Origin of the sequence: Haloactinopolyspora sp., assembly GCF_027324685.1 — a bacterium.
In the GTDB taxonomy this organism is placed as follows: domain Bacteria; phylum Actinomycetota; class Actinomycetes; order Jiangellales; family Jiangellaceae; genus Haloactinopolyspora.
This window is the reverse complement of the sequence record NZ_DAHVSH010000105.1, coordinates 1-17677: the sequence shown is the minus strand read 5'-3', so window position 1 is coordinate 17677 and position 17677 is coordinate 1. Positions and strand designations below refer to the sequence as shown.

Annotated in this window: 19 protein-coding genes; 10 read left to right on the top strand and 9 right to left on the bottom strand. The window is 68.7% G+C overall.

Features of this window, described 5'->3' with window-relative positions:
* Positions 1-35: 35 nt before the first annotated feature.
* The 3 genes from M6444_RS12065 (at position 36) to M6444_RS12055 (ending at position 2334) form a co-directional block, all read left to right on the top strand.
* Positions 36-719: a hypothetical protein gene (locus M6444_RS12065; RefSeq protein WP_298327419.1), complete on the top strand. Its 684-nt coding sequence runs from the start codon at positions 36-38 to the stop codon at positions 717-719.
* A gap of 182 nt (positions 720-901) precedes the next feature.
* Positions 902-1417, top strand: coding sequence for a putative immunity protein (locus tag M6444_RS12060; RefSeq protein ID WP_363326341.1), 516 nt, complete (start codon positions 902-904; stop codon positions 1415-1417).
* Positions 1414-2334: an aminoglycoside phosphotransferase family protein gene (locus tag M6444_RS12055; RefSeq protein WP_298327416.1), complete on the top strand. Its 921-nt coding sequence runs from the start codon at positions 1414-1416 to the stop codon at positions 2332-2334. Before M6444_RS12060 ends, M6444_RS12055 begins: the two co-directional genes overlap by 4 nt.
* On the opposite strand, the gene M6444_RS12050 is transcribed toward M6444_RS12055, so the two are convergent.
* A complete protein-coding gene (locus M6444_RS12050) occupies positions 2331-2726 on the bottom strand; it encodes a hypothetical protein (RefSeq protein WP_298327414.1) in 396 nt (131 codons plus the stop codon). The two genes, M6444_RS12055 and M6444_RS12050, sit on opposite strands and share 4 nt — an antisense overlap.
* A 72-nt stretch (positions 2727-2798) precedes the next feature.
* Between M6444_RS12050 and M6444_RS12045 the strand changes: the two genes are divergently transcribed.
* Positions 2799-3503 (top strand): haloacid dehalogenase type II, encoded by a 705-nt coding sequence (locus M6444_RS12045; RefSeq protein WP_298327412.1) that lies wholly within the window; start codon positions 2799-2801, stop codon positions 3501-3503.
* Positions 3504-3530: 27 nt separating this feature from the next.
* On the opposite strand, the gene M6444_RS12040 is transcribed toward M6444_RS12045, so the two are convergent.
* The 3 genes from M6444_RS12040 to M6444_RS12030 all read right to left on the bottom strand — a co-directional run bounded on the left by M6444_RS12040 (position 3531) and on the right by M6444_RS12030 (position 6371).
* Positions 3531-3992 (bottom strand): VOC family protein, encoded by a 462-nt coding sequence (locus M6444_RS12040; RefSeq protein ID WP_298327410.1) that lies wholly within the window; start codon positions 3990-3992, stop codon positions 3531-3533.
* 14 nt (positions 3993-4006) lie between these two features.
* On the bottom strand, positions 4007-5449 hold the full coding sequence (gndA, locus tag M6444_RS12035) for an NADP-dependent phosphogluconate dehydrogenase (RefSeq protein WP_298327407.1): 1443 nt from the start codon (positions 5447-5449) through the stop codon (positions 4007-4009).
* A gap of 148 nt (positions 5450-5597) precedes the next feature.
* Entirely contained in the window at positions 5598-6371 is a 774-nt protein-coding gene (locus M6444_RS12030; protein WP_298327404.1) for a TetR/AcrR family transcriptional regulator, read from the bottom strand.
* Positions 6372-6462: 91 nt separating this feature from the next.
* Here M6444_RS12030 and M6444_RS12025 point away from each other — a divergent pair, with 91 nt between their 5' ends.
* The 6 genes from M6444_RS12025 (at position 6463) to M6444_RS12000 (ending at position 11704) form a co-directional block, all read left to right on the top strand.
* Complete coding sequence (locus tag M6444_RS12025) at positions 6463-7425, top strand: ATP-binding cassette domain-containing protein (protein WP_298327401.1); 963 nt, start codon at positions 6463-6465, stop codon at positions 7423-7425.
* A gap of 98 nt (positions 7426-7523) precedes the next feature.
* Complete coding sequence (locus M6444_RS12020; protein WP_363326340.1) at positions 7524-8288, top strand: ABC transporter permease; 765 nt, start codon at positions 7524-7526, stop codon at positions 8286-8288.
* Between the two features lie 84 nt (positions 8289-8372).
* Positions 8373-8573, top strand: coding sequence for a DUF1918 domain-containing protein (locus M6444_RS12015; RefSeq protein ID WP_298327396.1), 201 nt, complete (start codon positions 8373-8375; stop codon positions 8571-8573).
* 100 nt (positions 8574-8673) lie between these two features.
* Positions 8674-10341, top strand: a complete 1668-nt coding sequence (locus M6444_RS12010) for a substrate-binding domain-containing protein (RefSeq protein WP_298327394.1) — start codon at positions 8674-8676, stop codon at positions 10339-10341.
* A gap of 68 nt (positions 10342-10409) precedes the next feature.
* Positions 10410-11228, top strand: coding sequence for a polysaccharide deacetylase family protein (locus M6444_RS12005; RefSeq protein ID WP_298327392.1), 819 nt, complete (start codon positions 10410-10412; stop codon positions 11226-11228).
* The gene (locus M6444_RS12000; protein ID WP_298327390.1) at positions 11225-11704 is read left to right on the top strand and encodes a hypothetical protein; all 480 of its coding nucleotides are present in this window, start codon (positions 11225-11227) and stop codon (positions 11702-11704) included. The genes M6444_RS12005 and M6444_RS12000 overlap by 4 nt, the downstream gene beginning before the upstream one ends.
* 7 nt (positions 11705-11711) lie before the next feature.
* Here the strand turns inward: M6444_RS12000 and M6444_RS11995 are convergent, their stop codons facing one another.
* The 5 genes from M6444_RS11995 to alaS all read right to left on the bottom strand — a co-directional run bounded on the left by M6444_RS11995 (position 11712) and on the right by alaS (position 17581).
* Positions 11712-12395, bottom strand: coding sequence for a prepilin peptidase (locus tag M6444_RS11995; protein ID WP_298327388.1), 684 nt, complete (start codon positions 12393-12395; stop codon positions 11712-11714).
* The gene (locus tag M6444_RS11990) at positions 12392-13231 is read right to left on the bottom strand and encodes a shikimate dehydrogenase (protein WP_298327386.1); all 840 of its coding nucleotides are present in this window, start codon (positions 13229-13231) and stop codon (positions 12392-12394) included. The genes M6444_RS11995 and M6444_RS11990 overlap by 4 nt, the downstream gene beginning before the upstream one ends.
* 6 nt (positions 13232-13237) lie before the next feature.
* A complete protein-coding gene (gene mltG / locus M6444_RS11985) occupies positions 13238-14293 on the bottom strand; it encodes an endolytic transglycosylase MltG (protein WP_298327384.1) in 1056 nt (351 codons plus the stop codon).
* A gap of 145 nt (positions 14294-14438) precedes the next feature.
* On the bottom strand, positions 14439-14897 hold the full coding sequence (gene ruvX, locus M6444_RS11980) for a Holliday junction resolvase RuvX (protein ID WP_363326339.1): 459 nt from the start codon (positions 14895-14897) through the stop codon (positions 14439-14441).
* Positions 14898-14899: 2 nt separating this feature from the next.
* Complete coding sequence (alaS, locus tag M6444_RS11975; RefSeq protein WP_298327380.1) at positions 14900-17581, bottom strand: alanine--tRNA ligase; 2682 nt, start codon at positions 17579-17581, stop codon at positions 14900-14902.
* Between the last annotated feature and the right edge of the window lie 96 nt (positions 17582-17677).

The window sequence follows — 17677 nt, the reverse complement described above, 5'->3', positions numbered from 1 at the left end:
GAGTCACCGCGGCAGCCGCCAGGAGAGAAGTCGACATGACCAGGCAGAAGTCTTTCAAGCGCCTCGTTCGAGCCCGGATGGCGAAGACTGGCGAGAGCTACACGACCGCGCGGCGCCAGCTGCTGAGCGCCACGACGCCGGTCAGCCGGGCGGACCAGCCGGCGCTGGTCACCACCGACGAACGGATTCGGGAACGTACCGGGCTCGGCTGGGAGATGTGGTTCGACCTCCTCGACGAAGCGGGCGGACTGAACCTGCCCCACCGAGAGATCGCGCGGTGGGTCGCCGGCAAGCTGGATCTGCAGCCGCTCGCGTGGAACGTTCAGGCGATCGCCACCAGCTACGAGCGTGCGCGCGGGATCCGGGACGTCGGCGAACACCCCGACGGGTTCTCGGTCAACGCGTCACGCACGATCGCCGTGCCCGTCGAGCAGGTGTACGACGCCGTTCTCGACCCGGCGCTGCGTGGCCGTTGGCTACCCGAAGCGGGCCTGCTGCGCGAGCGGCAGGCCACTCGCCCGAAGTCGGCGCACTTCGATTGGGCTGGCGACGAGTCCAGACTGCACGTGTACATCCGGGTCAAGGAGACCGACAAGAGCGTCATCACGATCGAACACGCGCGCCTGACCGACGCGGCTGCCCGCGATCAGGCAAAGCGCCTGTGGGGCCGGTGCCTCGCCGATCTCAAGACGGCCCTGGAAAGCGGTGAGCTCAGGTGACATTCGAGGTTGCGGATCTGCACCTGCTGATCATCGGCGTCATCGTCGGCGCGTGGACCTGACACTCGGCGCCCGCGCAGTCAGTTGCATATTCGGTTGCGCCGCCGCCGGAGCGGATCACAGACTGGCCTCCGCGCCGACGGCGTCACGACAGCTGATCCAGGGCAGAAGGGGTGCCGACGTTGATCCTCCCGAAGGTCCGCGATCCACGGTTCGTGACGATCCGGCGTGGCGGGAGCCTCACCGACGAGCATCATCGCTTGCTCGCGCTGTGGGCGGCGGTGTGCGCGGAACACGTGCTGCCGCTGTTCGAGGCCGTTCAACCCGACGACCCACGCCCGCGCCAGGCGATCGAGCACGCTCGCGCCTGGACCCGCGGTGAAGTGACGATGATGCAAGCGCGCGCAGCAGGTGGGCACGCCATGGGTGCGGCGCGTGACCTGCGCGGAGCGCCCCGGCACGCCGCCTACGCTGCCGGGCAGGCCGGTGCCGTCGCTCACGTCGCTGCCCACGAGCTGGGCGCCGCTGCCTACGCCATCAAGGCCGCGCGCGCTGCGGTGCCCGAAGCCGACAGCGACGCCGCCGGGCGACGTGAATGCCGGTGGCAGCGCGATCAACTGCCCGCGGAGATTCGCGAGCTCGTCCTGGACGACCAGCGGTTGCGAAACGACATCTGCTGGTCGGTGTTCGAAGTATGAGCAACACGCCTGATCTCGGGCCCGTGCCTGAACGTATCACCGTCGAGGCCGTGCAGGTACGTCGTCTCGTTGCCGAACAGTTCCCACAGTGGGCCGATCGTGCGGTCGAACCCGTGGCCCATGGCGGCTGGGACAATCAGACCTTCCATCTGGGCCCTGACCTGCTGGTCCGTCTGCCCAGCGCGGCCGAGTACGCCACGGCGGTGGAGAAGGAGCACCGATGGCTTCCGGTCCTCGCTCCCCTGCTGCCGCTGCCGATCCCCGTTCCGCTGGCGAAAGGCGCACCGGGTGCGGGCTATCCGCATCCGTGGTCGGTCTACCGGTGGATCGAGGGCGTGCCGGCGCGAGTCGACCGGATCGCCGACCCGGTCCGGTTCGCTGACGACCTCGCCGGTTTCCTGGCCGCCTTACAGCGCGTCGACCCGGGTGACGGGCCGCGGCCAGGCATTCACAACTGGTTCCGAGGCGGGCCGTTACGCACCTACGACCAGGGCACGCAGCGCGCGCTCGAGGTCCTCAGGGGTCATGTCGACGTCGGCCTGGCTCGCGAGATCTGGGCCGAGGCCCTCGCGGCGCCGTGGGATGGCGTCCAGCGCTGGTTCCACGGTGACGTCGCCGCGGGGAATCTCCTTCTCACCGACGGCGTGCTGACGGCCGTCATCGACTTCGGGACCTGCGGAGTCGGCGATCCGGCCTGCGATCTCGCGGTCGCCTGGACGCTGCTGAACGATGCGGGGCGGCAGGTGTTCAAGCAGCGCCTTTCCATCGACGACCACACCTGGGCGCGTGGGCGCGGCTGGGCGTTGTGGAAGGCACTGGCCACCTGTTCGTACACCTGTGACGATCCCGACGACGCAGATGACTTCGCCAGTGCGAGGCGCGTGCTCGACGAGATCTTCCTCGAGTACTCCGGTTAACAGGGAAGCCACCGGGCCGCGGCCTCGAAGGTGTCCGCCGGGCTGCTGTTGAATGCGATCGCTGCTTCGGGTGCATGCCGGTGTACGTGATTGACGATGCGTTCGAACAGCAGCGGATCTTCGGCGGTCCGCACTCCCCCGCCGATGACCACCACGGCCCATGACCGGCTGTCGAGCGCCTCGACCACCACCTCGTCGATGTCGTCGCTGCCGTCGAGACCGAACAGACAACTCGTCGCACTCACCTGAGCATCGGCGAAGCGCTGCATTCCCTGGGCGATCGCGCGTGCCACCGGCTCGGGATCCCACGGGCCGGGTACCCGGTACGGGTCCAGTCCGATCACCAGCACCCATGGCGTTCCAGCGCCGGGCATTGAATCGGAAGCGGGCATGGACGCCACTATACCGAGCGGTGTACTGTCGATCCTTCATAGGTATACTGATCGGTATAGTTAGGTGCTCGGATGATGCAGGCACACTCCCCTACGGCGGCGTTCGACGTCGTCGTCTTCGACGTCCTCGGCACGATGGTGGACGAGCCGGGCGGACATCGAACAGCCATCCGCGAGGCGGCGCCCGGCCTCGATGACGCGTCGCTCGATCGACTGGTCAAGCTCCGACAGGACCATGTGGAAAGCGAGCAACACCGCATCGGGGCCGGATGCCGCACCTACGCCAATACCGACGTCATCGACCGCGAGGCTGCTCAGCTCGTCGCCGAGTATGCCGGCCGCAGCGATCCAGCGATCATCGAGCGGTTGGCCACTGCGGGGCAGCGCCTGGAACCTTGGCACGACTCCCCCGCCGAGCTCGCTCGGCTGGCCGAGTGCTTGCCTGTGCTGGGGCTGTCCAACGCCAGTCGCGCCGCTCTCCTGCGTCTCAACGCCCACGCCGGCCTGCGCTGGCATGCGGCCTTGTCCGCCGAGGACGCGAAGGCCTACAAGCCGGCCGCGGAGGTCTACCACCTCGCGATCGACGCCGCTGGATGCCCACCGGAACGGATCCTGATGATCGCCGCGCATGCGTGGGACCTTCGCGCCGCAAAGGCCACCGGAATGCGGACGGCGTACGTACCGCGCCCCGTCGGCGATCGCCCGACCAGCGACGACACGTTCGACTTTCACGCGTCCAGCCTGCACGGACTCATCAACGCCCTGACTCGGGCCTAGCTGCCAGCGTCACGGCCCCGGCGGGAGTCAGTCCAGGCAGAACTCGTTGCCTTCGGGGTCGAGCATCACGATGAAGCCCTGGCTCAGCGGCGGCTCGGGGTCGTGACGACGCTGCCGAGTAGCCCCGAGGGCGACGAGGCGCTCGCACTCGGCCTCCAGCGCTGCCATCCGCTCGTCCCCCTGCAGGCCGGGAGCGGCACGAACATCGAGGTGGACCCGGTTCTTGGCGACCTTGTCCTCCGGGACCTGCTGAAAGAACAGCCGCGGGCCGCTCCCGTCCGGGTCCTCGATGGCTGATCTCGTGTTGCGCTGATCTTCCGGCACCCCGATCTGCTCGAGGAAGTCGTCCCACGCGGCCAGTGGGTCGACGCCGTCGGGCACGTCGACCCCGGGCGGGCCTGGGTGAACGTAACCCAACACGTCTCGCCAGAAGGTCGACAAGGCGCGCGGATCGTGGGCGTCGAAGGTGACCTGGACATCGCGACTCATCAGTGACCTCCGTTTCAGCTCTGGCGTTGCTCGGAGCGATCCTCGGCCCACAGCGTGTGATAGACACCCTCGCGATCGACTCGGCGGTAGGTGTGCGCGCCGAAATAGTCACGCTGGCCTTGGGTCAGTGCGGCCGGCAACCGCTCGGCGCGAAGGGAGTCGTAGTAGGCCAGCGCGGTCGAGAACCCAGGGGCGGGTACGCCGGTACGAGCGGCAGTGGCGACCACCTCGCGCCAGGCATCCTGTGCCGCTGCCACTTCCCCGGCGAACTGCTCGTCGGCCAGCAGGCTGACCAGCGCGGCGTCCTTGGCGTAGGCCGCGGTGATCCGGTCGAGGAACGCGGCCCGGATGATGCAGCCCCCCCGCCAGATCGCGGCGATGGAACCCAGATCGAGGTCCCAGCCGTACTCGGCGCCGGCAGCCTGCATCTGGTGGAAACCCTGGGTGTAGGAGATCACCTTGGAGGCATACAGCGCCTGTTCCACGAGCGCGGCGAACATTCGGGCCTCGTCAGCGGACAGCGGAGTGCGCTCCGGCCCGGCGAGCGAGCGCCCGACGGCGCGCAGATCGGTGTGCCCGGACACCGAGCGAGCGAAGACCGCTTCGGCGATACCGCTGACCGGAACGCCGAGGTCGAGCGCGATCTGGACCGTCCACCGGCCGGTCCCCTTCTGCTCGGCTTCGTCGGCGACGACGTCGACGAACGGGCGGCCGGTGGCGGCGTCGACGTGGTCGAGCACGTCAGCGGTGATCTCGATCAGGTAAGAGCCCAGGCGCCCTTCGTCCCACTCACGGAAGATCGCCGCGATCTGGGCGGGCTCGTATCCGGCGACGTGGCGCAACAGGTCGTAGGCCTCGGCGATGAGCTGCATGTCGGCATATTCGATGCCGTTGTGCACCATCTTGACGAAATGTCCGGCGCCGTCGGCGCCGACGTGGGTGCAGCAGGGCGCGCCGTCGGCGGCTTTGGCCGAGATGTCTTCGAGGATCGGACCGAGCGATGCGTAGGATTCCGCGGAACCGCCCGGCATGATGCTGGGCCCGTTGAGCGCACCCTCCTCTCCCCCGGAGATGCCGGTGCCGACGAAGTGGATCCCGCGCTCGCGCAAGCTCGCCTCACGGCGACGCGTGTCGGCGAAATGGGCGTTGCCGCCGTCGATGATCATGTCGCCGGGTTCGAGCAGCGGCGCGAATTGGTTGATGACGGCGTCGGTTGCCTCGCCCGCCTTGACCATCACGACCAGTCGGCGGGGACGCTCGAGCGCCTGGACGAATTCTTCGGCCGTATCGGTGGCCACGAACGTGCCTTCGTGCCCGAAGTGTTCAACGAGTTCGTGAGTGCGCTCGGGCGTCCGGTTGTGCAGCGCCACGGTGTAGCCGTGCCGAGCGAAGTTGCGCGCGAGATTGCGGCCCATGACCGCGAGCCCGGTGACACCGATCTGCGCCTGTCCAGCCATCAGTTGTTCATCTCCCGTGTCGACGTCGGAGGCCGCGTCGCCCGCATGGCGCACCTTCGAGCCCAGTTGCGAGGTGACGCCAGTTCAGTATTCCTTGCCGGCCCGACAAGGTCGGACCCTGCCCTCGAGCGAGCGCAGTTCAGCGTGATCAGGACGCCGGGGCCGCCTGGCGATGGTCGATCAGCGCCTGGATGCCGTCCAGGATGCGCTCGAGCCCGAACTCGAAATCCGCTTCCAGCCAGACGTCGTCTTCTTCGACATCGAACACGTTCGCCGAGACCAGCCGGGCCAGCATGGGGTATTCGCCCTGGGTGATCGCCCGCTCGAGCGCCTGGCCGTACGCGGTGTCCCACTCCGCTTCGGGCACGCCGGTGCGGGCTTCGGCCTGGGACAGCGTGATGGTCAATTGGGCGTGGCCACGCACGTAGCCGGTGATCATGACCAGGATCTGAATCATTTCTCCCCCGGTCAGGGGCGTGTCGCTCAACGTCGCCAGGCCTCGCTCGGTCCAGGTGATCATGTTCGGCCCCATGGGCGGCGAGTTGAGCGGGACCTCAATGACCCACGGATGGTCGCGATACATCTGGATCGTCCGGCGCGCCCAGTCGGCCAGGCCGACGCGCCAGTCGGTGCTGGCGGTGGGCGCTGGGATCTCTTCGCCTGCCACGGCTTCGATGGCCAGCTCGATCAGCTCGTCCTTGCTGGGCACGTACCGGTACAGCGACATCGTCGTGAAGCCGAGCTGTTCTGCGACACGCCGCATCGACAGCGCGCCGAGCCCTTCGGTGTCAGCGATCTTGATGGCCGTCTCGACGATGCGCTCGAGGCTCAGGCCTGGTTTTGGTCCCCGGGTCCGCGGTGACTGGGTGCCCCACAACAGCTCGAGCGTGCGAGCGGGGTCGCGGCGGTCTTCACGTGGCATCTCCTCACCCATCTGCCGTGTTGACGCCCATCCTAGAACTGTGTATACCCTATACCGACGTATATGGCATACACAGTTTGGAGGCAGGCCCATGACGAACGAATTCGCCGTCGTCGCGGAGGGGCTGCACAAGCGGTACGGCAGGTCCTGTGCGCTGGACGGCGTGGACCTGACGGTCCCCAGGGGCACGGTCCACGGGCTGCTCGGACCCAACGGAGCCGGCAAGACCACCGCCGTGCGCATCCTTGCCACGCTGCTGCGGTTCGACGCCGGCCGGGCGGAGGTGGCCGGGTTCGATGTTCAGCGCGAGCCGGAACGGGTGCGGGCGCGAATCGGCCTGACCGGCCAGTATGCGGCGGTGGACGAGGTGCTGTCCGGACGGCAGAACCTCATCATGTTCGCGCGGTTGTTCCACCTCAGCCCCCGAGCTGCCCGGGCCCGGGCTGACGAACTGCTCGAGCAGTTCGACCTCGTCGACGCCGCGGGAAAGTCCGCGGCGCAGTACTCCGGCGGCATGCGCCGACGGCTCGACCTCGCCGCGAGCCTGATCCTCGCGCCCGACGTGCTGTTCCTCGACGAGCCGACGACCGGACTCGACCCACGCAGCCGCAACGGGGTGTGGGACGGCGTGCGGTCTCTGGTCGCCGGAGGGACCACGGTGCTGCTGACCACTCAGTATCTGGAGGAGGCCGATCAGCTCGCCGACCGCATCTCGGTCATCGACACCGGACGGGTGGTCGCCGAAGGCACGTCCGACGAACTGAAGTCGCAGATCGGCGGCGACCGGATCGAGGTGGTCGTGCGCGATGCCGCTGATCTGGCGTCAGCTGCGCACGTCGTCGAAGCCGTCGGCGGCGGCGCCGTGCACACCGACCCGGACACCCGCCGGGTCAGCAGCCCTGTCCGCGACCGCGTCGAGGCTCTCGGCGATGTCGTGCAGCGGCTGCGCGAGGCCGGCATCGTGGCGGAAGACATCGGCGTGCGCAGGCCCAGCCTGGACGAAGCGTTCCTGGCCCTGACCGGGCACCGAGCCGAGGAAGAGGTGGCCGCATGAGCACGGCGATCAGTACATCCGCACCCGCATCGTCGCCGGCCACGGCAGCGCCCTCGGCGCTGACTCGCCTGCGCTGGTGGGTCTGCGACAGCTGGGTCATGACGAAGCGGAACATGACTCATGTCGTCCGGGAGCCGGAAGAAGTGGTCATCTACTTCACGTTGCCGATCATGTTCGTGCTGGTCTTCGGGTACGTCTTCGGCAGTGGCATGGCCGTGCCCGGAGCCTCCAGCGACTCCGCCTACCGGGAGTTCCTGCTGCCGGGCGTCTTCGTCATGACCATGCTCTACGGCCTGGGCGCCACCGCCAGCGGGATCGCCTTCGACGTCGGCCGCGGGGTGGTCGACCGGTTCCGGTCGATGCCGGTGACGCGCTCGGCGCTGGTGACCGGTCGTAGCCTCGCCGATCTGCTGCGTGCGCTGCTGGAGATGACGGTGCTCGTCGTGTGCGGACTGCTGGTGGGCTGGCAGTGGCACCGCGGTATCGGCAACGCTCTACTGGCGGTGGGCTTGATCCTGCTGCTGCGGATCGCACTGACCTGGATGGGCATCCTGCTCGGCCTGATCGTCCCGAACCCGGACTTGGTCGCCGTGATCGTCTTCCCGACCGCGTTTCCCCTGACGGCGGTGTCCAACGTGTTCGTCGCACCCGAGCTCATGCCGGGCTGGCTGGGCGCGGTGTCGGAGTGGAACCCGCTGTCGGCGACCGTGGGCGCCATTCGCGAACTGTTCGGCAACCCCGGCCTGGGCGGCAGCTCATGGGTCGCCGAGCACGCCCTCGTGATGGCCGTGGTGTGGCCGTTGCTGATGCTCGCGATCTTCGTACCGCTCTCGGTATGGCGATACCAACGGCTCAGTCGATGACGACAGTTGAACCGCCGTCGCGTTCGGGGGAATCTGGAAGTACGGACAACCGTCTGTGAAGACCAACGTCGAAGGGAGGCCAAGGTGCGTGCACGTGACGGTGACCGCCTGGTAGTCGAAGGGACGAAGGTCGGCGAACCGCGTCGCGAGGGTGAGGTTCTCGAGACGCACGGACCGGACGGCACCCCACCGTTCGTGGTTCGGTGGTCCGACGGGTCCGAGGGGCTCGTCTACCCCGGGCCGGACGCCCGCATCGAGCCCGCAGGCACCACGTCGGCAGGCTGAGCCCGGGGCCGCGTCGACGCTCCGGACGACATCGAGGGTAATGTAGCCGTTTTGTACAGAGTTCTGGTGTCAATGCCTGATATGTCCGGAGCTGCCGACGATGACGGGTCGCCATGCCACGCCTCGGGCGTCGCAAGATCGTTCGTGGCCGCGTCGGCTCGGGCTGTCGGTGGCCGCGATGGCCACGCTCGGTGCGGCCGGATTGGCCGTGGCGTCGGTCGTGGCACCCTCGGACGAGGAATGCTCGGGGTCGGTGCTGGCTGCGGTCAGCGCCGACCCGGCGATCGCCCCGGCGCTGAGCGAGATCGCCGACGCCTACGCCGAGACGGAGCCGACCACCGGCGGACACTGCGTGCAGATCGAGGTGAACGCGGCGTCGTCCGATGAGGTCGAGCCGACACTGACCACCGACGACTCCCCCGACCTCTGGGTGCCGAAGACTGAGCTGCTGGCCCGCCCGGGCGAGGGTGCGGACCTCGAGCGCCTGGCGGAGGTGGCCGTCTCACCGCTCGTCGTCGCCATGCCCCGCGACCAGGCCGAGGAGCTGGGCTGGCCCGACGCCGAGTACTCCTGGCAATCGTTGCTCGACAGCGGCCCCGGGATCCTGGTCGACCCGGCGAGCACCGACGAGGGTCTGGCCAGCCTGCTGGCGTTGCAGGCCGCGCTCGGCGACAACGTGGACCAGGCCGAGTTGGTCCAGGTGATGACTCAGGTCGCGCAGACCGTGCATCCCACGACCGAGACCGCCTTCGCCTCCACCGCCGAAAACGGCGGCGACACGTTCACGGCTTTGGAGCGCGACGTCATCCTGCACAACCGCGAGGTCCCCGAATCCCCGTACGTGGCGGTCTACCCGGGCGAGGGAACGCTGGCGTTCGACTTCCCCGCCCTGGCGGTGCGCGGTCCCGACACCGACAAGTCGGTGCAGACCGCGGTGACGGACTTCGTGACGTACCTGGGCACCGCCGACGCGTTGGAGACGATCCGGGCCACGGGCTTGCGCTCTCCGGACGGCGTGCCCGCCGAAGTCGCCAAGATCGTCGAAGGTATCCAAGCGGAGATGCCTGACCTGCTGCCCGAGCCCGATCCGGCGGTGATCGCGGGGATCGAGCGACAGTGGGCCGCCTTGTCGCTGGACATGCGCATGCTGGCGGTCATCGACGTGTCCGGCTCGATGAAAGAGCAGGTCGGTGACCAAGGCACCCGGATCGAGCTGACGCGTGACGCCGCACTCGAAGCGGTCCAACTGTTCCCGCCGTCGTCGTCGGTCGGCCTCTGGGCGTTCTCCACGCTGCGCAATCCACCCGACGATCACATCGAACTGGTCGAGGTCGGTCCGCTCGACGACGTCCTCGACGACGGCGGGACACGGATGGACGACCTGGTCGCCGGACTGGAGTCGTTGCCGGACCTCGCCGAAGGCGGAACCGGGCTGTACGACACGGTGATGGCTGCGTTCCAGGAGATGCGAGCCAACTACCAGCCCGGGATGATCAACTCCGTCGTCCTGCTCACCGACGGGCGCAACGAGGACGATCCCGACGGCGTCGACCTGGCTACTCTGCTCAACACGCTCACGGCGCAGTTCGATCCCAGTGCGCCGGTACCGGTCATCACCATCGGTATGGGGCCGGACGCCGACATGGACGCGCTGCGCCAGATCTCCGACGCGACCGGCACGACGGCCTACCAGGCCCGTGACCCGCGCGAGATCCGCAGCGTGTTCTTCCAGGCCATGGTCGAACGGCAATGCCGCCCCAACTGCTGACCCACCTGCTGACCATCTGCTGACGAGGCTCCGCGCGGCGCGCCTTCCGCCTCCGGCGGAGCGTTCGCATGATCATGGTCTCGATGAACAACCTGTCGTGGCCAACGTGCGTCCTGCTGGGCATCTTGCTCGGCTTGGCTTTGGTGGCCGCTGACCGTAGCGTCGACGAGCGCAACGGCGCCGAGACGTCCGGCGGCCAGGGCGCGCAGGACGCGTCGAACGACGGCGCACCGGATTCGAGCGGGTCAGGCTCGGACGCACCGGACGAGACCATCACTGACGGCTCCCCCACCACGACCGACCCCAACGGGACGTATGCGCTGACTCTCACGTTCGACGACGGCCCGCATCCTACCTATACGCCGCAGATCCTCGACCTTCTCGAGCAGTACGAGGCCACGGCTGTGTTCTGCGTCGTCGGCGAGCAGGTCCGGGCGCACCCCGAGATCGTCCGGCGCATCGTCGACGATGGCCATGCGCTGTGCAACCACACCGACAGCCACGACGAGGAGCTGGCTCAGCGCGACGACGACATGATCGAGCACGAGATCGAGGTCACCGACGCCGCCATTGACGCCGCGGTGGGCACCGACGTCGAAGTCCGGTACTTCCGCCAACCGAACACCTTCGTCAAGCCGGCTGTTGCCGGCGTCGTCGCCGACCACGGCCTCACGCCGCTGGACTGGACCGTAGACCCACGAGACTGGTCACGCCCGGGTTCGGCCTCTATTGTTCAGGGCGTGTTGAACAAGGTCCAGCCCGGTGCGATCGTGCTGCTGCACGACGGTGGCGGCGACCGTTCCCAGACGGTCACCGCGCTCGGGCAGATCCTCGACGCGCTGTCGCGCGCGGGCTACGGCTACGTGTTGCCGGGGGCGGACACATGACCCGGCCCCTAGCGGTCATCGACATCGACGGTGTGCTGGCCGACGTCGACCACCGGCTACATCATCTGCGCGGCCGCCCCAAGAACTGGGCCGGCTTCTTCGCCGGCATGGGCGACGACCCGCCGTACACCGAGGGGCTGGCCCTGGCGCACCAGTTGGCCGCCGAGCACGCGGTCGTCTACCTCAGCGGTCGCCCGGAACGCACTCGCGCGGTCACCCAAGCGTGGCTGGCCGCGCACGAGGCACCGCACGGACGGGTGATGTTGCGCCCCGACGACGACCGCCGCCCGGCCCGCCTGTTCAAGATCGGCGTGCTCAAGCGGCTGGCCGCCCAGCGGACGGTGGCCCTACTCGTCGATGACGACCCGGCAGTCTGCGACGCCGCGCGCACGGCCGGATTCCAGGTCCGGCAGGTGAGCTGGGGTACCCAGGCGGCCACGCTGCACGCCGCTCAGGAACGCCACGGCCGTACCTGAGCGACCCCTAGGCCGGCAGTGCTGCGACGAACTCCACCCACACCAGCGCGATCAGGGCGCCGACCAGCATCGGCGGGCCGAACGGGATGCTCGAACGCCGACCGGCCCGCCCGGTCGACAGCAGCATCACGCCCACGACGCCGCCGACGAGGAAGCCGCAGAACACCCCCAGCACGACCGTCGGCCACCCGACCCAGCCGAGCAGGAGGCCCAGCACAGCAGCCAGCTTGACGTCGCCGAAGCCCAGATCTGCCGGGCGCAGCAGAACGAGAACGAGATAAAAAACGAAGCACGCGCCCGCCGCCACCCAGGCGCGCCCATAGGCCGACCAGTCCGAGTCGAGCACCGCGGGAACCGCCAACAACACAGCGGCGCCGGCCAGGGCGGGCAGGGTCAGCCAGTCCGGTAGGCGGTGCTCACGCAGGTCGATGTAGCCCATGGCCACGCCGAGCGTGGCGACCAGCAAGTACGCGGGGAGTTCGACCGCCTCGAGCCCGGTGAAGCCGACCAACGCCCACACCACGGCAGCGGTCACGCCCAGCAACAACGCCAGTCGTGGCGCCCGCGCGAGCTCGGCATACGGCGTCGGTTCCGGCTCGTCGTCGGCCGGGGCGCGATCCGGGATGCGGGCGATCACCTGGGGCAGCATCAGCCCGGCCAGGAGCCCGGCCGCAGCCAGAGCAGGGATCACGTGCGGGTACCCATCGCCTCGACCGCAGCCGTCCGCAGTACCCCGGCGGGCACCGATGCACCGGTCATCAGCAGCACTTGTCCGACCGCCTGGTGCACCAGCAGGTCGAGTCCGCCGGCGACGGTTCCCCCGCCCGCAGCCCAGGCCGCGGCCAACGGGGTCGGCCACGGCGCGTACACGACGTCGAACAACAGCCGTCCACTCGGGCGCTCCGCGATGTCGGCGACCAGTGGGTCCACCGCACCGGCCGGTGCGGTGGAGATCGTCGTCGCCGCTTCATGACACTGCTCGCTCACCGCCCAGGCCACCGGCGCGGCGGGATGTCCGAGTGCCTCAGCGACGCCCAACGCCGACGCCGCACGTTGCGGTGAACGCGCGTGGACATGTACGGCGCCGGTGCCCATCTGCGCCAGGGCGGCCAGAACGCTGGCCGCGGTGGCCCCGCCGCCCCAGACGCAGACCGAGCCGGTGACATCGACACCGTGCTCGGTCAGGGTGGCCACGACGCCACCGACGTCGGTGTTGTCAGCCGACCATCGCCCTTCGCCGTCGTGGATCAGCGTGTTCGCAGCGCCGACCGTTCGCGCGATGTCCGAAGCGTCGTCGGCGAGGTCCAGGGCCACCCGCTTGAGCGGCATGGTCAGCGACAGTCCACGCCAGTCCGCGTCCAGCGTGGCCAGGAAACTCGCCAGGTCCGCCTCGCCGACGTCATGGGCGCTGTAGTGCCAGTCGAGGCCCAAGTGGCGGTACGCCGCGCGGTGGATCACCGGGGACAGGGAGTGTGAGATCGGAGAGCCCAGTACGGCGCAGCGCCGCGAACGGTCAGGATCGGACACGGCACCTCAGCACAGGTCACTCTTTCGGCAATACTCGTTCAGTATCTTCTCGTTCTGCGCGTGTTCGGCAGCGGTGGCGGCAAAGCGCGTCTCGCCGGTCTCGAGGTTGACCGCAACGAAGTAGCAGTTGCCTTCCGAAGACGGATTGAGCGCGGCCGCCATCGCCTGCTCCCCGGGTGACGCGATGGGTCCCGGCGGAAGCCCGGAGACCCGGTAGGTGTTGTATGGGGAGTCACTCTGGCGCATCTCAGCGGTGGTGAACACGCTGGAGTAGTCGTCAACGGCGTAGTGCACGGTGGAATCCATCTGCAACCGCCGCTTCGGAACACCGTTGGCTTCGCAGGCGCCGTTGAGCCGGTTGTAGATCACTTCGGCGACCTGCGGCATGTCTTCGGTGTTGCTCACTTCGCGCTGCACGATGCTGGCCACGGTCAGGACTTCGCGCGGCGTGTACTCCAGCCCGGCCGCGCCGTCGACCAGCCCGACCTTGCCGGCCGTCTGGTTGAACCGCCCCAACATCTGCTTGACCAGCGCTTCGGCGGTCACGTCATCGGGCAGCTCGTACCTCGCCGGGAACAGGAAGCCTTCGGGATCGCCCTCGGCGTACTCCGGCAGCGGCGCTGCGTCGATGGCCGCCTTGACCTGCTCGGGCGGCAAGCCTGCCTGCTCAGCCACACGGGCCACCACCTGACGCACCCGGAAACCCTCGGGAATGGTCAGCCTCGGGCGCGCGGTGTCACCGGAGACGAGCGAGGCCACCGCATCCGCGGCACGCATCTCGCGCGCGAGCACGTAGGTGCCGGGCTGGATGCTGGTGGAGTCCGGGTTGGCGTCGGCGGCAGCGAGGAAGGCGTCCTGGCTGGCGACGACGCCGGCCTCGTAGAGCGTGGTACCCATCGAGCGCAGCGAATCCCCCGACTCGATGGTGATGGTGACCTCGCCCGAACCCGGCCCGGGATAGTCCTCGGCTTCGCCGAACATGTCCGAGGCGCTGTCCAACACGGCGCTGCCGCCGTAGTACAACCCGGCCACCAAGCCGCCGATGACAGCGATCGAGGCCACGACCGCTACGAATGATCCGAAACGGCTCTTTCGCCGGCGCCGGCGGCGGTGCCGCCGGGGTCGGACTATCTCGTCGGTATCGCTAGTGGTCAAGCTCGCCTTCTTGGTCACCGGACGGATGTGTGCGGGCGATACGTGCGGTCCGTCATGGCGTCAACGTCAGCACCTCTCCCGGCGGCCTCCCGGCCGCTCGCTCGGCATCCAGCGCATCCTGCAGGATCACCATGGCCGCGGCCTGGTCAACCGTGGCCCGCCCGGAACGGGCAGAGACACCGCTGGCCCGCATGCCGCGCGTGGCCACAGCGGTGGTCAGCCGTTCGTCGACCAGCCGCACCGGGCATGGTGCCACAAATCGCGCCAAATCGGCAGCAAAGGAACGCACGTGCTCGGCAGCGATGCCCTCCTCACCGCTGAGCGTACGCGGCAGGCCCACGACAATCTCGATGACCTCGTATTCAGCGGCCAGCCGAGCGAGTCGACGCACATCGCCGGAGCCACGCCGAACCGTCTCGAGCGGCGTGGCGAGCAGCCCGGACGGATCACAGACCGCTACCCCGATGCGGACACTGCCGACATCGACGCCAAGCCTGGCCCCAGATCGCACAGTCACGAACCGCGCGTGACGGTATCGCCGACGGCCTGCTCGACTCGAGCGAGCGCCTGACCCACCGCGGCGGCGTTCGTGCCGCCACCCTGGGCGACATCGTCCTTGCCGCCTCCGCCGCCACCGAGCTCTTTCGCCGCGACCCGCACGAGGTCGCCGGCCTTCAGGCCCTGATCGCGGCCGGTCTCGTTCACCGCCACGACGACGCTGGGCCGCCCGGCGTCCGATGTTCCGGCGATGGCCACGACGCTCGGGCGGTCCGCTCCGAGCCGCCCTCGGACGTCCAGAGCGAGGCTGCGCAGATCGTCGGCCGCCGAGCCCACGGGCGCCTCGAAACCGACGAACGACACGCCGTACACGTCGCGTGCGGAGCTCGCCAGCTCCGCGGCCCGCGAGCCCAGCGCCGCCGCGCGGACCTTGGAGAGCTCCTTCTCGGCATCGCGGACCTGGGTGACGAGTCGCTCCACGCGTTCGGGCAGCTGCTCCGGCTGCACCTTCAGCAGGTCCGCCAACTGCGTCACCAGGACACGTTCCTTCGTCAGGTACCGGAATCCCTCGATGCCGACGTAGGCCTCGACCCGGCGCGATCCCGCGCCGACGGAGCTCTCACCGATCATCGTCACGAGCCCGACCTGGGACGAATGCTGGACGTGCGTGCCGCCGCACAGCTCGCGCGACCAGGCGCCGTTCATCTCGACGACTCGCACTTGCTCGTCGTAGGTCTCGCCGAACAGGGCGAGCGCACCGATCTCGCGCGCCTTGTCCAGCGGCATGTACGTCGCCGACACGGGATAGTCACGACGGATGGCCTGGTTGGCGGCCTCCTCGACCTCACTGCGCGTGGCTGCGCCCAGCGCCTGCCCCCACGAGAAGTCGAGGCGCAGGTAGCCGGGCTTGTTGTACGAGCCGCTCTGCAGCGCCTGGGGACCGAGAACCTGCCGCAGGGCGGCGTGCATGACGTGCGTGCCCGAGTGGGCCTGGCACGCGCCGATCCGCCATTCCACGTCGACGGCGGCCTCGACCTCCTGGCCGGTGACCAGCTCACCGTGCAGGACACGGACACGATGGACGATCAGGCCCTTGATCGGGCGCTGCACGTCGAGGACGTCGAGCTCGACGCCCTCGCCCCGGATCCGGCCGGCGTCGCTGTCCTGGCCGCCGGACTCGGCGTAGAACGGGGTGCGATCGAGCACCAGTTCGACGATCTCGCCTTCGCTGGCCGCCGGGACCGCCACACCATCGCGGACGATGCCGCGTACCCGGCTGTCGGTACGCAGCTCGTCGTAGCCGGTGAACGGTGTGGGACCCGCCTCGCGCAGCTCCCGGTAGGCCGGCGACTCGCCCGCGCCGGTCTTCTTGGCCCGCGCGTCGGCCTTGGCGCGTTCACGCTGTTCGGTCATGAGCCGCCGGAACTCCGCCTCGTCGACGGACAGGCCCTGCTCGGCGGCCATCTCCAGCGTGAGGTCGATGGGGAAGCCGTACGTGTCGTGCAACTTGAACGCCGTCTCACCCGGGAGCTCGGTGCGCTGTGCCGTTCGCGCCTGCGCCGCGGCCAGGTCGAACATCTGGGTGCCGGTCTGCAACGTCTTGCGGAAGGTCTCTTCCTCGGCGTAAGCCACCGACGAGATGCGTGCGAAGTCCGCCGCCACCTCGGGGTAGGCCGCCTGCATGCAATCGCGGCTCACAGGGAGCAGTTCGGGCAACACGCGAGTGTCGACGCCGAGCAGCCGCATCGCGCGCACGCTGCGGCGCAGCAGCCGCCGCAGGACGTAGCCGCGGCCTTCGTTGGCCGGCGTGACGCCGTCTCCGATGAGCATCAACGAGCTGCGCACGTGATCGGCCACCACGCGCAGGCGCACGTCGTCGTCGTGGTCGGCGCCGTAACGCTTGCCGGCCAGCTCGCAGGCGTGCTCGATGACCGGGAAGGTCTGGTCGATCTCGTACATGTTCTCGACGCCTTGCAGCAGGTACGCAACCCGCTCCAAGCCCATGCCGGTGTCGATGTTCTTCGACGGCAGGTCCCCGACGATGGTGAAGTCCTCTTTGCTCTTCACATCGGCGAGCTCGTACTGCATGAACACGAGGTTCCAGATCTCGAGGAAGCGGTCCTCGTCGACCACCGGACCACCGTCCGGGCCGAATTCCGGACCACGGTCGACGTAGATCTCGCTACAGGGCCCGCCGGGGCCGGGCTGGCCGGTGTGCCAGTAGTTGTCCTTGCGCCCACGCCGCTGGATCCGTTCCTCGGGCAACTCGGCGATCTTGCGCCACAGCGTGGCGGCCTCGTCGTCCTCTTCGTAGACGGTGACCCAGATCTTCGCCGGATCGAAGCCGTACCCGCCGTCGGCCTGTGACCGGGTGATCAGGTCCCAGGCGAACTCGATGGCGCCTTCCTTGAAGTAGTCGCCGAAGGAGAAGTTGCCGTTCATCTGGAAGAACGTGCCGTGGCGGGTGGTCTTGCCGACTTCTTCGATGTCCTGGGTGCGGATGCACTTCTGCACGCTGGCCGCGCGCGGCCACGGCGCGGGTTGCTGGCCGGTCAGGTACGGAATGAACTGCACCATGCCGGCCACGGTGAACAGCAGCGACGGGTCCGGAGAGACCAGCGAGGCACTGGGGACGACGGTGTGACCGTTCTTCTCGAAGTGGTCGAGGAAGCGGCGCCGGATCTCGGCGGTCTCCATGATCAGTACGTGCCTCTCGGTGTGGTGCGAAACAGGTCGTCAACAGCCTTGACGTCGGCGACACCGGGGGTGGCGCCGGAACCGTCGGCGGCGATA